Here is a 15,593-nt window from a genome sequence, read left to right as displayed (position 1 = left end):
GAGCAGGCACGATAGCGTCTGTGCGGAATACTTCAGCTAGTGCGGGAGAAACAGTGCCGTCATATGTGCCGATGAACCAGTTGTTCACAATCGGTATCGGTCCATCCAGCAGCCACACGGTGGGGCCGATGCGTGCTGCTCGCGCCTTCACCCGAGACCCCCTGCTGCGGTCGTCGATACACCGAGTGAGTCGCATCCGGGTCAGACTCCTCGGCGCGCTCGGGGCGACCGGAATCGGGCACGGCACACCCGACGCAGTCGTCGCAGGACTGCTTGGCTGGCAACCACATGATTGCGATCCACAGCGGGTTCACGGTCTCTGGCAGCCAGAGGACGCCAACCCGTTCATCACCATCGGCCGACGACGTGTCGCACTGAGTTCGCTGGATATCGTCCTCGCCCCGCAGGACCGGAGCGCCGCTCATCCCAACGCAATGGAGGTGATCGCCCTCGACGGCGACGACATACCACTGGTGGCGCGCTGCTACCTCTCGACAGGTGGGGGCTTCATCGTCGAGACGGGCCGGGAACCGGCTCAGCCCAGTCGAGTCCACATCGAGTACGCAAGCTTCGACGAACTGGTCGGCGTCTGCCGGCGCACAGGGTGGAGCATCGCCGAGGTGGTCAGGCGCAACGAGATCGGACTGGGCAATCGACCAGATCTCGATGCCGCTGCCATCTGGTCGGCGATGAGCGACTGCATCGCCAGAGGCAAGGAACGCCAGACCAACTCGCTTCCTGGCGGTTTGGGACTACGGCGCCGTGCCCCAGATCTCGCCACTGCCCTGCAAGCGCGGGAGACCGGGACCGCAGCCGACCTGATCCGCATCCAACTCTCCGCGCTGGCGGTCAACGAGGAGAATGCGGCCGGCAACCGCGTGGTGACGGCACCGACCAATGGTGCTGCAGGCATCCTGCCTGCAGTGATCGACCACTACACGCGTACCGCAGGTGCATCACCCGAGGGCGTTGCCGAGATGTTGTTGACCGCCACGGCGATCGGCGGCATCGTCAAGACCGGTGCTTCGATCTCCGGAGCCGAGGTGGGCTGCCAGGGTGAGGTGGGGACCGCCTGCGCGATGGCGGCCGGCGCCCTGTGCGCGGCAATGGGCGGGTCACCTCAACAGGTGGGGGCCGCCGCCGAGATGGGCATCGAACACCACCTGGGGCTGACCTGCGATCCCGTTGGAGGGCTCGTTCAGATTCCCTGTATCGAGCGCAATGCGATCGCAGCGGTGACCGCCGTACAGGCGGCCACGCTGAGCCTGTACGAGGGACCACGCCACCATCACGTATCCCTGGACACGGCAATCCGGACCATGGCCCAGGTCGGAGAAGACATGCATTCCAAGTACAAGGAGACCGCACTCGGTGGGCTCGCCGTGAACGTCCCGGTCTGTTGACAGCTGCAGTATTCGGAAATGCCGGCGGCGATCAACCCGAATCTCGAACCGCCCAGGGCCGACCTTGGTGCACTGCTCCAGCCCCCCAAGTATTTTGGGACTCACATGAGAAGCACTAGGCTGCAGTCATGGGTGTGATCTATCTCGTCCGGCACGGTCAGGCCGATCCCAAGGCGTACGGCATCGTCGATGCCGCATCGCAGAGCGCGTCCGGTGAGATCGGCGGCCTCACGCCCACCGGGGTGCTGCAGGCCAAGCTGACCGGGCAGCTGCTCGCCGCCCGCACCGGGGAGATCACCTCGGCGTTCTGCGGCGATCTCCCGCGTCAGCGCGACACGCTCGCCGGAGTCCTGTCGGCCTTCGACTCCACACCGGCACCCCTGATCGACCCGCGGTGGAACGAGTACGCCCTGCCCGCGCTCGTCGGTGAGGCCAGCGCCGCCGAGTACGCCGACGGCCGCAACTATCAGCAGCGTCTCGACGCCGCACTCGGGGCGTGGATCGACCTCGACGACACCGTGCCGACCGCGGGCAGCGGCGGCGAGAGCTATGCGGGATTCCGCGACCGGGTGGGCGCGGCCGCGCAGACCGCCACCGAGCAGGCCGGCAGTGGTCAGACGGTGCTGGTGGTGTCGTCGGCGGGCGTGATCAGTCAGTGGATCGCCGCCCTGTGGGACGTTCCCGGACGGCAGTGGCCCGCGGTGTCACGCGCGATGGTCAACGCCTCGGTCACCAAGCTGATCGTCGGACGTCGTGGGGTGTCGGTGGTGTCGTTCAACGAGCACGCCCACCTCGACGACCGCGAGGGCGGTGTCGCCACCTTCCGGTGACGGCAACACGCCCTCGCGATGATCTCGTGGGATTGCGGCCGGTCAGGCCAGCCGGCGTAGACCGGCGGCGATGAACTCACCGGTCGCCTGGTCGGCCTTCTCCGCACCGGCGCCCGACGACGCCCCGGCACGCGCCCGGTGGGCGATGCCCTCGGCGATCACGCCGAGCTTCAGGTTCGCCAGGGCCAGGTAGAAGTCCCAGTCCCCCAGCTCGTTTCCGGTGGCGGTCACATAGCGCTGGGCGATGTCGTCGGCCGACGGGTAGCGCGGAGAGGTCCACGCGGCGTCGAATCCGACGACGGCGTCGAACACCGGCTCCCGGTACACACACATCAGGGCGACGTCGGTGATCGGGTCGCCCAGGGTGGCCATCTCCCAGTCGACCACGGCCGCAACCTTTCCCGGGTCGTCTGCGGACAGGATCGTGTTGTCCACCCGGTAGTCGCCGTGCACGATGGTGTTGCGGGCGTCCGCCGGCACCCGCTCGGACAGCAGCCCGACGAGCTTGTCCACGTCGGGCAGCTCGCGGGACTTGACGATCCCCCACTGCCGCGCCCACAGCTTCACCTGGCGGGCGGCAAACCCTGCCGGACGGCCGAATTCGCCGAGCCCGACGGCCTCGTAGTCCACCGCGTGCAGGGCGGCCAGGGTCGAGACGAGGCCGTCGAGATTGCGGTCGACCTCGGCATCGGAGAGCTCGTCGAGATCGGCACGGGTACGGATCACCCGCCCGTCGACGAATTCGACGACGGTGCACGGCGCCCCGAGGACCTCGCCCTCCACATCGAAGGCCACCGTCGGCGCGACCGGTACGTCCGTACCGCCGAGCGCGCTGGTCACCGCCCACTCGCGTGCCATGTCGTGGGCCGACGGCGTCAGTCCACCGGTCGGCGGGCGGCGCGCGATCCAGCGGGTGACCCCGTCGGTGACGGTGAACGTCAGATTGGACTTGCCGCCGCTGATCAGGCTGATCTGGAGGTCACCGGCAACCGCGACACCGTTGTCCACCAAGAACTTCCGCAGAACGACGGGGTCGAGGACGCTGAGCGGGTCGATCCCGGTCCCGGTGTCGCTCATACCTGGCCCGCCTCTGCTGCCGCGGCAGCCTTGCGGGCGCGCCCGATCGACCGACGGGCGATGGACCAGCGATGCACCTCGGAGGGCCCGTCGTAGACCCGGAACGGGCGCAGTTCCCGCTGCAGTCGGGCGATCGGCAGGTCGTCGGACACACCGAGTCCGCCGCACATCTGCATCGACCGGTCGGCCACCCGGCAGAATGCCTCGGCCGCAAAGGTCTTGGCGATCGATGTCTCGATGGAGGCATGACTGCCCTGGTCGAGCTCGAAGCAGGCCTTGACGAGCAGGGACCGCGTGGCGGCGAGGTCGATCTCGTTGTCGGCGACCATCTGCTGAATCATGCCGAGATCACCGAGCCGGCCACCGAAACCCTCACGGCGCGAGACATAGTCGAGGGCGACGTCGTGGCAGCGGGTGGCCGCGCCGAGCCAGCGCATCACATGGGTCATGCGGGCCGGACCGAGGCGCACCTGGGCATAGCGGTAGCCCTCGTCGACCTCACCGAGGACGTCCTCGTCGGGGACGAACACGTCGGTGAACAGCACCTCGCAGTGACCACCGATCATCGACCGGTCGATGGTGGGGACATGCCGGCCCACCTCGATACCCGGGGTGTCGGCCGGGGCCAGGAACATCGTGGCGCCGCCACGGTCGCCGGGGGCACCGGCGGTGCGGGCCATGATGATGAAGAACCCGGCACCCTCGGCACCGGTGATCAGGTGCTTGATGCCGTTGATCTTCCAGCCGCCGTCGACCTTGGTGGCCTGCGTCCGCAGCGCATTGGGGTCGGCGCCCGCACCCGGGGCCGGTTCGGTCATCGCGAAGCCCGATCGGACCTCGGCGGTGGCCAGCGGACCGAGGTAGAGCTCGCGCTGCCGGTCGTCGGCGATGTGGGCGAGCATGTGCACATTGCCCTCGTCGGGGGCGCCGATGTGCAGGGCCACCGGCCCGAACGTCGAGTATCCGGCCGCCTCGAACACCGGGACACGGTCGGACATGTCGAGTCCGAGTCCGCCGAACTCGACCGGCGCGTGCGGGGCGAGGATGCCGTCGGCGCGGGCCTTGGCATTCATCTCGCGCCGCAGTTCGTCGCCGCCGGCGGCGGTGATGTCGCCGCCGAAGCGATCTTCGATCGGCAACACGTACTCGCGGACAAAGCGGGTCGTCTTCTCGACGACGTCGACCACGTCCGGGCCGTACCGCAGGTCGATGGCCATGCATTCCTCCTCAGGGCACACGATCAGCGTACCGACCGATCGCTCGTTCTGTCGGAGTCAGACTGCCAGGCTCATCCGCGTGGGTCAACCCCTCACGACTGCGGGCGGTATCCCACGATGGACCGCGCGAGCTGCAGATTGCGGCGGATGAGCTCGTCGGCACCGAGTTCACCGTCGAGCTTGAACCAGGTGGACACACCGACACACATGGTCGCCACCGCACGGGCGGCATCCTTGGGGTACTCGGTGGCGAAGACGCCCTCCCCGACCCCGGCGAACACGATCTCGTCGACCATCCGCTGCTGGCGATCGCGGTAGCCGATGTAGGTGGGGCGGTAGTCGTCGTCGAGGCTGCGGATCTCGGTGGACCCGACGAACGCCTGTTCACGGCGGTACATGTGGAACCGCAACAGCGACTCGACGACGGCGTCGAAACGGTTGATCGGCTCCGGGCCGGCCTCCTCGATGGCCTTCTCCGAGCGGGCGAGCAGATCGGTCATGGTGCGTTCGAGCAGGCCCTGCAGCAGCGACTGCTTGGACGGGTAGTGGTGGTAGAGACCGGGTACCGAGAGGTTGGCCCGCGCGGCGATCTCACGCACCGAGGTGCCGTGATAGCCGTGCTCGGCGAACGCCGCGAGCGCAGCCGCGAGTGGCACAGGAAGCTCCTCGACCCCGTAGTCCCGCCAGCCGTCCTCGGTGCTCTCGGGGGTGTCCGCGGACTCCACCTGCGTCTGCTCGACTCCGCCACTCATGTGACCAACATATCCCGATGCCTACCCGGCCACCGCATCCACCAGCGACATCATCAGTCGCACACTGAGCGCGACCACCTCGTCACGCCCCAGCGCCACGTCGCCGTCGAGCCAGGCCGACAGCAATCGCGCGAGCCCGCCGACCTCGAACTGGGCCGCGCCGATCGCCTCCGGCGACACCTGCTTGGCCAGCGCATTCGACGCGGTGTCGACGGTGAGCATCGCGAACAGGGCCGTCGATTCGCTGCGCTTGTCGGCGATCGTCGGCGACAGGAGTTTGGGCGAGAAGAGCAATCTGCCCTTGCGCCGGTCGTCGTCGATGATGTCGACGATCGCACCCACCGCCCCCGCGACTTTGTCGTCGATGTCGTCGCCGGCACCGAATCCGGCGAGGGCCGAGTCGGAGATCTCGTCGACCACCCGGTCGAAGGTCGCGGCCACCAAGGCCTCCACCGAGTCGAAACTCTCGTAGAAATAACGGGGGTTGAGCCCCGATGCGCGGCACACCCCCCGGACGGTCACCGATCCCCCGCCGTCGGCGCCGAGCAGGTCGAGGGCGGCATCCATCAGGGCGATCCGACGCCGCGCGATCCGCTCGTCACCGTCGACCCCACCGTAGGAGCGCAGCGCGGCACTCCGCTCGGACTGGCCGTCGACGGGCCGGGAAGCGTCGGTCACGGCTCCCATCTTGGCATCCTCACCCTTGACACCCCACCGCACGGAGCGGTTCAATCAATCAGGAAACATGCGTTTCCAGAATTTCCGGACGGCTCGAGGGGTGCCGTCCCGACATTCGCCAGACACGCCGGGTGACGATCACACACCGGGCACACGACAGATCGGGGAGGACGTCATGACCGCGGCACGCGATGACCTGAGCACAGCAGGGAACGACCCGGGCACAGCCGAATCCGCCCTGGCCGCCCACCTGGCCGCCGACTCACCGGACACCGAGTTCCTGCCGAAAGCCGCGCGGATGTCGCGCGCCGAGCTCGACGCACTCCCGGCCGCGAACCTGGAGCTGCTGGGGATCGCCGCACTCGCCGGACCTGCCAACGTGATCATGCAGCTGGCCCTGCCCGCCGTCGGGTACGGCGTGTACGAGAGCCGCGTCGACTCCGGCAACCTGTTCAAGCATCCGCTCAAGCGCACCCGCACCACACTGTCGTACCTGGCGGTGGCCAGCTGCGATGATCCCAAGGTGCGCAAGGCATATCGTCGTGCGGTCGGCCGCTCCCACGCCAAGGTCCGCTCGACTCCGGAGAGTCCGGTGAAGTACAACGCCTTCGATCCGACGCTGCAGCTGTGGGTGGCCGCATGCCTGTACAAGGGGTGGGAGGACGTGCAGCGCATCTACGGCGATCCGGCGGCGATCACCGAGACCGCCTACCAGCAGGGTGCGGTCATGGGCACCACACTGCAGATGCCGCGGGAGATGTGGCCTGCCACCCGCGCCGATTTCGAGGACTACTGGAACGGCATGCTCGACGACCTGGAGATCGATCCGGTGATCCGCGAGCACCTGATGTCGATCGCCCGGATGGAGTTCGCCGGGCCGGTGATGTCGAAGCTGTTCGGCTGGCATTCGGAGATCTTCACCATCGGCTTCCTCCCCGAGGGATTCCGCACCGCCATGGGCGTGGAGATGCGGCCGTGGCAGCAACGGTTCTTCGACATCCACAACGCCATCGCCCGCGCCCTGATCCGGCGATTCCCGAAGCCGTTGCGCGCCTTCCCGTTCAATCTCCTGCTCGCCGACGTCAAGTGGCGTATGCGGACCCACCGGCCGCTGGTCTGAGCGCAGCCGGCCGACGCCGGCACGGGCTCACCGAATCTGTTTCAGCGCATCGCGATCCAGCTCGGACACCGACGTGTGCCCCGACAACCCGAGCGTCAGGTCGAGCTCGGCGATGATGTTCGCCACGGCGTCGCGAGCACCGTCGGCACCGGCGAGTGCCAGCCCGTACATATGCGGCCGGCCGATACACACTGCGTCGGCACCCAGCGCGAGCGCCTTGAAAACATCGGCGCCGGTGTAGATCCCGGAGTCCACCAGGACCGTGGCACGACCGTCGACGGCGTCGGCGACATCGGCCAGGGCGTCGACCGACGAGATCTCCCCGTCGATCTGGCGGCCACCGTGGTTGGAGACGACGATGCCGTCGATCCCGGCGTCGACGGCGGCGCGTGCATCGTCGGGGTGCAGGATTCCCTTGAGCACGATCGGCAACGACGTCTTGTCCCGCAGTGATGCGATCTCGGCCCAGCCGAGCGACGGCCGTGAATAGATGTCCAGGAAGGTCTGCACACCGACCCGAGGTTCCGGCCGGATCAGATTGCGTAGCAACGCACCCGGGGTGTTGCGGGCGATGGCGAACAAGGTCTTGATGGCACCCACCGAGATCTCTTGCCGCTCGGTCGAATCGGTGGCGGCGCGGGTCCGCTCGGCGACGATCTCGGCGAAGCGCGGATCGGAGGTGTACTGGGCGATCCCCTCGGCCCGCGCGAACGGCAGCGACCCGAGGGCCAGATCCTGAGGGCGCCAGCCGAGCATCGTGGTGTCGAGGGTGACGACGACGGCCTGCGCCCCGGACGTCTCGGCGCGGTGCACCAGCGAGTCCACCAGGTCGTCGTCGACCGACCAGTACAGCTGGAACCAGCGTGGCGCGCCGGGCCGCACCGCATCCATCTCCGCGGCGATGCGTTCCATCGGGGCGCTGCCCTGATTCGAGAAGATGTACGGCACACCGAGTTCCGCAGCTGCGTGACCGATGTGCACATCGGCGTCGGGATGTGCCAGGCCGCCGGCGCCGACCGGTGCGAACAGGATCGGGGCGGGTAACCGGGTCCCGAACAGATCCACCTCGAGACTGCGCTGCGACACATCACGCAGGACCCGCGGCACGATCGCCCACCGGTCGAGGGCCTCGCGGTTGGCGGTCATCGTCCGGCCCTCACCTGCCCCGCCCGCGATGTAGGCCCACGCCCGCGCCGACATCACCGTGCGTGCGCGACGTTCGAGGCCGGCGAAATCCGCGGGCACCACCGGCTTCCGCCCGTGCACACCTGCACCGTAGATGTCGTTCTGACGTGCCCGGCCCCAGCCTGCGGTCATCGGTGACCCCTCCCGAATTCGACGGTGGCCACAGTAAAGCACGCACCCCCGGCCCGGTTGCCCTGTTGCCCCGGGCCGGCAGGGCCGCTCACGCCGACACCAGCAGGGCCGCCCCCATCCCGATCATGATCACCGCGACCACCCCGTCGATCACCCGCCACGCCGCAGGTCTGGCGAACAGCGGTGCGACGCGGTGGCTGCCGCCGCCGAGCAGGGAGAACCACAGCACGCTCGCCAGGCTCGCGCCGACGGCGAACGCCCACTTCCCGGCGCCCTGTCCGTTCGCGATGGCGCCCATGGTGACCAGGGTGTCGAGGTAGACGTGCGGATTGAGCCAGGTCAGCGCGAACGCGGTACCGATGGCGGCCCACCGGCTGACCGTCGCCGCCTCGGCGCGGTTGGCGGTGATCGCCTCACCACTACGCAGGCATCGCCGTGCGGCCATCCCGCCCAGCACCATCACGTAGATGCCGCCCAGGATCGTCGCGACGGTCACCACCCGCGGATGGGCCGCGATCAGCGCCCCGAGCCCGGCCACCCCCGCGACGATCAGCACGACGTCGGACAGCGCACACACCGCGACCACCGGCGCGACGTGCGTCCGGCGCACCCCCTGCTGCAGGACGAAGACGTTCTGCGGTCCGATCGCCACGATCAGCCCGATACCGGTCAGCAGGCCGGCCAGCGCCGGCAGCAGGAATGCGTTCACGTTCTCCGACGCTAGGAGCGTCTCCACCCGAAGACCAGCGAATGTTTTTCATGAATCATTAGACTCACTTCATATGGAGATCGGTCAGGACGCACTGCAGACGTTGTCGGCGGTACTGCGCGAGGGCACGTTCGAGGCCGCGGCGACGGTCCTGCACATCACGCCGTCGGCGGTCAGCCAGCGCATCAAGGCCCTCGAGCACTCGGTCGGCCGGGTCCTGGTGCGCCGCACCAAACCGGTGCGCGCCACCCGTGACGGCGAGGTCCTGGTGCGTCTGGCCGAACAGTGGGAACTGCTGGTCACCGAGGCCGGTCAGGAACTCGCCGGGTCCGCCGACGGCCCACCGGGCACCGACCGGCCGCTCGTCCATCTGCCGATCGCGGCGAACGCCGACTCCCTGGCCACCTGGCTGCTGCCCGCCCTCGCCGACTTCCACCGCAACCATGCCGCGGCCGTCGAGGTCCGCCGCGACGACGAGTCCCGCAACAGCGAGTACCTGCGGACCGGTGAGGTGCTCGGCGCCATCACCTCGATCCCCGACCGCATCCGCGGCTGCCGGGTGCAGCCGCTCGGCTCGATGCGCTATCTACCGGTCGCCACCCCCGACTTCCTCGCGACGTGGATGCCCGACGGCCCCACCGACGCCGCACTCGCCCGCGCGCCGATGATGCTCTTCGACCGCAGTGACCAGCTGCAACGCGACGTCCTGCGCATCCTCACCGACACCCCGGGCGATCCGCCCGGGGTGTACATCCCCGGGTCGGTCGAGTACCACCGTGCGATCGAACTCGGGATGGGATGGGGTGCGGCGCCGACCGTGCAGATCGCCGGCGCACTCGCCGACGGTCGGCTGGTCCGATTCACCGACCGCCACGTCGACGTCCCGTTGTACTGGCAGTACTGGACGGTGAGTTCACCGCTGCTGACCGCACTCACCGACTACATCGCCGACGCCGCGGCCACCCATCTCGATCCGGTCGGGCACCTCAGTCCGCAGGCGCGGGCACCGCGGTGAGGTGCGGCTCGTCGTCGACGAGAGGGTGGTCCACCTCGTCACGCCACAACCGGGCGGCGAGATAGAAACAGAGCGCGAACGGTACCGGGAGCAGCCCACAGACGATGAACGTGGCCTGCAGGCCGATCGCATGGGCCAGCGGTGCGGCCAGCGCCATCGACACCGGCATCAGCACCGCCGAGACGAAGAAGTCCAGCGAGGCCACCCGCCCGAGCAGGGCGGGCGGGACCCGACGCTGCAACAGCGTGCCCCACAACACCATCGGACCGTCGAACAGGACACCGGTGACGAAGGCGGCGACGATGAACACCCAGGTGTGACCGGCGATCCCCATGAGCACCAACGGGACCGAGGAGAATCCCCAGACCGCGAACATCACGCTGAGATACCGCCGCGGCATCGGGATGGATGCGAACACCAGTGACGAGATCGCCGCTCCCACACCGAAACCGGCCAGCACCAGCGCATGGTCACCGGCACCACCGTGGACGCGTTCCCGCAGTGCGAACGGGATGAGCACCTCGATCGGACCCATCGTCGCCAGCACCAGGATGGTCGCGAAGAACAACGTCGACCACAGCCACGGGGTCCGCCACATGTAGACGAAACCCTCGGCCATGTCGGTGACGATCGACCGGAACGCGTTGCCGCGCAGCGTGGTCACGTCACGACGCAACGGGACCGGGCGCATCGCCAGATAGCAGACACCGGCGGCCACACTGGCGATGGCGGCCACCACGATCGCCTGCGCGGGTGCCGCTGCCGCGATCACCGCACCGGCCACCATCGGACCCACCGCCTGGAACAGCACCGGCCGCAGGAATCCTTCGATCCCGTTGGCGGCCTGCAGTTCCGACGGTGTCACGATGCTCGGCAGCAACGCCGAATACGCCGGGTAGTACATGCCGGTGGTGATCCCGCCGAACAATGCGGCGAGCACCACGATCGGCAACGACAGCACCCCGACGAGCGCACACACACCCACCGAGACGAAGGCGAGGGTCTTGACCACCTCGAGGCCGATGATGATCCGACGCTGCGACACCCGGTCGGCGAGCACACCACCGGCCAGCGTCGAGACCACCATCCCGATCGCGGCCACACCGGTCGCGATCGACACCTGCGCGGGCCCGCCCCCCAGGGCGATCACCTGCCACACCAGGGCGATGGTCCACACGCCGTCGGAGAACAGCGCGAACACCAGGCCGGCGGCGAGCAACCGGTACTGGCCGCCGACGAACGGTCGGAGTGCCTTCGGCAGCACGGTGGTGGACGACGCGGTAGAACTCACCACTAGAGCTTGCCCGATCCCGCCCCGCCGAGGCGAACGGATTTCGGCGCCGGTCGGCTCGCCCGCCGTCGGTTGGACGGCCTCGGAGCGGGTCACCACCGGCTCGAACCGCGGTCGCGACCACCCACCCGATCGGCACGGGTCGAGCCCGGCGAGGAGCACAAGAACGCTGGTTGAGTCGACGAGGAGCGAAGCGACGAGACCAGACACCACCCACCCCACGCTGCGCAGATTTCGACACGGGTCCTCGCCCTTCAGGGCTCGGTCCCGGCTCAATCAGCAATCACTGCCCACCACCCAATCAGCTCTGTTCGAGCCCGGCGAGGACCACATAGACGCCGGTTGAGCCGACGAGGAGCGAAGCGACGAGACCAGACACCACCCACCCCACGCTGCGCAGATTTCGACACGGGTCCTCGCCCTTCAGGGCTCGGTCCCGGCTCAATCAGCAATCACTACCCACCACCCAATCAGAAACTGTTCGAGCCCCGCGAGGAGCACGAAAACGCTGGTTGAGCCGACGAGGAGCGAAGCGACGAGACGAGTCGAAACCTCCGCCGGCCGACGTCCCCAACCCCACCACCTCAGAAGTGGGCACCACCCGATCAGAAACTGTACGAGCCCGGCGAGGAGCACGAAAACGCTGGTTGAGCCGACGAGGAGCGAAGCGACGAGACGAGTCGAAACCTCCGCCGGCCGACCTCGAAACCCCACCACAGGCAGACCGGTCAGCTGGCGCGGCGGGCCGTCTTCTTCGCGGTGGTCTTCTTGGCAGCCGTCGTCTTCTTGGCAGCCGTCGTCTTCTTGGCAGCCGTCGTCTTCTTCGCCGGGGCCTTCTTGGCAGCCGCCTTCTTCGCGGGGGCCTTCTTCGCCGGGGCCTTCTCTGCGGCCTGCTCGGCGGATCCGCCGCGGTCCTTCACCGATGCACGCAAGGCGGCCAGCAGGTCGGCGACCTCGGAGTCCTCGTCGGCGCCGGCATCCTCGTCGGTCTCCGGGAACGCCTCGTCTCCGGTGGCCTTCGCCTCGATGAGTTTGGCCAGTTCTTCCTGGTAGGTGTCGGAGAACTCGCTCGGGTCGTAGTCCTGTGCCATCGACTCGATCAGCGACGACGCCATCGACAGCTCCTGCGGCCGGATCTCGACGTCCTCACCGAGGAAACCGAAGTCCGGGACGCGCACCTCGTCAGGCCACAACAGCGTCTGCAGGGTCATCACACCCGGCTCGATCACGCGCAAGGCGGCCATCCGGGTGCGGTTGCGCAGGGTGAACGACGCGATCGCCAGCCGGTCGGTCTCCTGCAGTGCCCGCGCCAGCAGCACATAGGCCTTCGGGGATTTCGACGACGGTTCCAGGTAGTACGGCTTGTCGAAGTAGATCGGATCGACCTGATCGGCCGGCACGAACTCCAGGATCGAGATCTCGGGACTCTTCTGCACCGGCAGCGTGGACAGGTCGTCCTTGGTGAGCACCACGGTCTCACCGCCCTCGGCCTCGTAGGCATTGGCGATGTCGGCGAAGTCCACCTCGGTGTCGGTGCCCTCCCGAACCCGCCGATAGCGGATGCGGGTGCCGTCGGCCGAGTCGACCTGATAGGACTTGCGGTCGTGGCTTTCCGTGGCCGAGTACACCTTGACCGGCACGTTCACCAGGCCAAAGCTCAGATCGCCCTTCCAGATCGAGCGCATGTGGGCCATTGTGCCATCACATCTGCGCTTGCGGGCGTGGCACGCTGGACCCATGGCATCCGGACAGACCCTGGAGGTGGACGGCCACCACATCACGGTGACCAACCTGGCCAAGATCCTCTACCCCGAGACCGGGACCCGGAAATACGACGTCATCGACTACTACGCACGCGTCGCCGACGTCATGCTCCCCCACCTCGCACGGCGCCTGATCACCCGCAAACGCTGGCCCAACGGCGTGCAGAGCACACCGTTCTTCGAGAAGGCCGTCCCCGAGGGCATCCCGGACTGGGTGGCCCGGCACGGCGTCGAACACAGCAGCCGGATCATCGAGTACGTCGTCGCCGACTCCGCCGCCACCCTGGTGTGGCTCGCGCAGATGGCCGCCCTCGAACTGCACACCCCACAGTGGCGGCTACCCACCGGCGACGACGAGTCGCTGCAGAGGTTCGCCGCCGAGGGCCCCAAGGCCAACCGCCTCGTCCTCGATCTCGATCCGGGACCGGAAGTGCCGCTGCGTGAATGCGCCGAGGTGGCCCTCGCCATCCACGAGATGCTCGACCACGCCGGACTGGCGTCGTATCCGGTCACCAGCGGCGGCAAGGGAATTCACGTCTACGCACGCTTCCCCACCCCGGTGTCGTCGGATTCGGCCCGCACCGTGGCCAGGCAGATCGCCACCACCCTGGCCCAGACGCATCCCGACGCGATCACCGCGACCATGGCGAAAACCGAACGCCACCAGCGGATCTTCATCGACTGGAGCCAGAACAGCGCCGCCAAGACCACCCTCGCCCCGTACTCGCTGCGCGGGCGGGAGCAGCCGTGGGTGGCCGCACCACGCACCTGGGACGAACTCGACGACCCCGATGTGCGGCAACTGCTCTACACCGAGGTCCTCGAACGCATCGACGAGATGGGTGACCTGCTCGACGGACTCGACGATCCGTACCCCGCCGATCCCGGCAGCATCGATCCCGACCCCGCCGAGCAATCCGCGGACCCGGGACCACACGACGAATCCCTTCCCGCGGGAACCACTTCCGGCCAGGTGATCAACCTGCGGGAGTACCGGCGCAAACGGGACGCAACGGCCACCCCGGAACCGTTCGGCGACGACGCGATCCGCGAGCAGCGCGCCGAGACCGCCCCTGCATCGGATGGACCGATCTTCGTCATCCAGGAACACCGGGCACGGCGCCTGCACTACGACTTCCGCCTCGAACGCGACGGGGTGCTGGTCAGCTGGGCGATCCCCAAGAACCTGCCCACCGACCCCGACCAGAACCGCCTCGCCGTGCACACCGAGGACCACCCGCTCGACTACGCCGACTTCGCCGGCGACATCCCGGCCGGCGAGTACGGCGGAGGGCATGTCGAGATCTGGGACCGCGGCACCTACGAGACCGAGAAGTGGCGCGACGACGAGGTCATCGTGCGGCTGCACGGCACCAGAATCCAGGGCCGCTACGCCCTGATCCGCACCGGCGAGCAGAACTGGCTGGCGCATCTGATGACCGACGAGGCCCGACCGATCCTGCCCGACAGCCTGCGCGATCCGCGACCGATGCTGGCCACCGACGAACCGATCGACGGACTGTCGGAGAAGGACTGGGCCTTCGAGGGGAAGTGGGACGGCTACCGGATTCTGGTGCGATACGTCGGCGGTGAGTTCCGGCTGACATCGCGCTCGGGACTCGACATGACCGCCGACTTCCCCGAACTCGCCTCCATCGCCGACGATCTCGGGCTGATCGACGCCGTCCTCGACGGCGAGGTGGTGGCCCTCGACTCCGCCGGTCGCACCAATTTCACCCTGCTCGCCGGACGCAACAGCGCCACCGAAACGCTCACCCTCAAGCTGTACCTGTTCGACATCCTCTACCTGAACGGGACGTCGTTGCTGCGCACGCCGTGGGAGCAGCGACGGGCACTGCTCGAGGCGCTCGCACCCGCATTCCGGCACTCCCGCCACGTCGAGGTCCCGCCACTGCTCGGCGGTGACGGCGCCGCGGCGATGGCCCACAGCCGCGAACACCATCTCGAGGGGGTCGTCGCCAAACGTCGCACGTCGACCTACCAGCAGGGACGCCGCACCTCCACCTGGCTCAAACACAAGAACTGGAGTGATATCGAGGTGGTGATCGGCGGCTGGCGACCGGGAAACGGCAACCGCGCCCACACCATCGGCTCGCTGCTCCTCGGCCTGCCCGAGGAGACCGGGCTGCGCTACGTCGGACGCGTCGGCACCGGGTTCACCGACGCCGGGCTCACCGCTCTGGCCGCCGAACTGGAGCCGCTGCGGATCTCGCGGTCGCCGTTCCTGGACAAGCTCGACCGGCCGGTCGCCGCGAACGCGGTGTGGGTGCTGCCCAAGATCGTCGGCGAGGTGCAGTTCATGGACTGGACCTCCACCGGACATCTGCGCCACCCGAGCTGGCGCGGCATTCGCCGGGACAAACTGCCCGGCGATCTGTGATCATCACAACGGGCCCATGA

General features: G+C 68.2%; 13 protein-coding genes. 5 read left to right on the top strand and 8 right to left on the bottom strand.

Annotated elements, in window-relative coordinates:
- Nucleotides 1-71 precede the first annotated feature (71 nt).
- Both Q9K23_RS14790 and Q9K23_RS14785 read left to right on the top strand, forming a co-directional pair.
- On the top strand, nt 72-1,403 hold the full coding sequence (locus tag Q9K23_RS14790; RefSeq protein ID WP_305950174.1) for an L-serine ammonia-lyase: 1,332 nt from the start codon (nt 72-74) through the stop codon (nt 1,401-1,403).
- A 128-nt stretch (nt 1,404-1,531) separates the two neighbouring features.
- Complete coding sequence (locus Q9K23_RS14785; protein ID WP_020790042.1) at nt 1,532-2,233, top strand: histidine phosphatase family protein; 702 nt, start codon at nt 1,532-1,534, stop codon at nt 2,231-2,233.
- A 42-nt stretch (nt 2,234-2,275) separates the two neighbouring features.
- Here Q9K23_RS14785 and Q9K23_RS14780 read toward each other — a convergent pair whose 3' ends face one another.
- The 4 genes from Q9K23_RS14780 to Q9K23_RS14765 form a co-directional block, all read right to left on the bottom strand.
- Complete coding sequence (locus Q9K23_RS14780) at nt 2,276-3,310, bottom strand: phosphotransferase family protein (protein WP_305950173.1); 1,035 nt, start codon at nt 3,308-3,310, stop codon at nt 2,276-2,278.
- On the bottom strand, nt 3,307-4,527 hold the full coding sequence (locus tag Q9K23_RS14775) for an acyl-CoA dehydrogenase family protein (RefSeq protein ID WP_053776315.1): 1,221 nt from the start codon (nt 4,525-4,527) through the stop codon (nt 3,307-3,309). The genes Q9K23_RS14780 and Q9K23_RS14775 overlap by 4 nt, the downstream gene beginning before the upstream one ends.
- Nucleotides 4,528-4,619: 92 nt before the next feature.
- Nucleotides 4,620-5,279, bottom strand: a complete 660-nt coding sequence (locus Q9K23_RS14770) for a TetR/AcrR family transcriptional regulator (RefSeq protein ID WP_020790043.1) — start codon at nt 5,277-5,279, stop codon at nt 4,620-4,622.
- 21 nt (nt 5,280-5,300) lie between these two features.
- Entirely contained in the window at nt 5,301-5,966 is a 666-nt protein-coding gene (locus Q9K23_RS14765; protein WP_053776370.1) for a TetR/AcrR family transcriptional regulator, read from the bottom strand.
- Between the two features lie 166 nt (nt 5,967-6,132).
- Here Q9K23_RS14765 and Q9K23_RS14760 point away from each other — a divergent pair, with 166 nt between their 5' ends.
- Complete coding sequence (locus Q9K23_RS14760) at nt 6,133-7,077, top strand: oxygenase MpaB family protein (RefSeq protein WP_053776314.1); 945 nt, start codon at nt 6,133-6,135, stop codon at nt 7,075-7,077.
- Nucleotides 7,078-7,104: 27 nt separating this feature from the next.
- On the opposite strand, the gene Q9K23_RS14755 is transcribed toward Q9K23_RS14760, so the two are convergent.
- Both Q9K23_RS14755 and Q9K23_RS14750 read right to left on the bottom strand, forming a co-directional pair.
- A complete protein-coding gene (locus tag Q9K23_RS14755; protein ID WP_053776313.1) occupies nt 7,105-8,394 on the bottom strand; it encodes an alpha-hydroxy-acid oxidizing protein in 1,290 nt (429 codons plus the stop codon).
- Nucleotides 8,395-8,482: 88 nt separating this feature from the next.
- Nucleotides 8,483-9,103, bottom strand: coding sequence for a LysE/ArgO family amino acid transporter (locus tag Q9K23_RS14750; protein ID WP_053776369.1), 621 nt, complete (start codon nt 9,101-9,103; stop codon nt 8,483-8,485).
- Between the two features lie 73 nt (nt 9,104-9,176).
- On the opposite strand from Q9K23_RS14750, the gene Q9K23_RS14745 reads away from it, so the two are divergent.
- The gene (locus Q9K23_RS14745; protein ID WP_020793205.1) at nt 9,177-10,118 is read left to right on the top strand and encodes a LysR family transcriptional regulator ArgP; all 942 of its coding nucleotides are present in this window, start codon (nt 9,177-9,179) and stop codon (nt 10,116-10,118) included.
- On the opposite strand, the gene Q9K23_RS14740 is transcribed toward Q9K23_RS14745, so the two are convergent.
- Nucleotides 10,090-11,409 carry an MFS transporter gene (locus tag Q9K23_RS14740; RefSeq protein ID WP_053776368.1) on the bottom strand — a complete coding sequence of 440 codons (1,320 nt, stop codon included), beginning with the start codon at nt 11,407-11,409 and terminating at the stop codon, nt 10,090-10,092. The genes Q9K23_RS14745 and Q9K23_RS14740 overlap by 29 nt on opposite strands.
- A 728-nt stretch (nt 11,410-12,137) precedes the next feature.
- Nucleotides 12,138-13,103 (bottom strand): Ku protein, encoded by a 966-nt coding sequence (locus tag Q9K23_RS14735; RefSeq protein WP_053776312.1) that lies wholly within the window; start codon nt 13,101-13,103, stop codon nt 12,138-12,140.
- Nucleotides 13,104-13,146: 43 nt separating this feature from the next.
- Between Q9K23_RS14735 and Q9K23_RS14730 the strand changes: the two genes are divergently transcribed.
- On the top strand, nt 13,147-15,573 hold the full coding sequence (locus Q9K23_RS14730) for an ATP-dependent DNA ligase (protein WP_053776311.1): 2,427 nt from the start codon (nt 13,147-13,149) through the stop codon (nt 15,571-15,573).
- Nucleotides 15,574-15,593 lie beyond the last annotated feature (20 nt).

Origin of the sequence: Gordonia sp. NB41Y, assembly GCF_030718915.1 — a bacterium.
Lineage (GTDB): Bacteria > Actinomycetota > Actinomycetes > Mycobacteriales > Mycobacteriaceae > Gordonia > Gordonia desulfuricans.
Note: the sequence above shows the minus strand (reverse complement) of the source record. Positions and strands in the feature narration are given on the sequence as shown.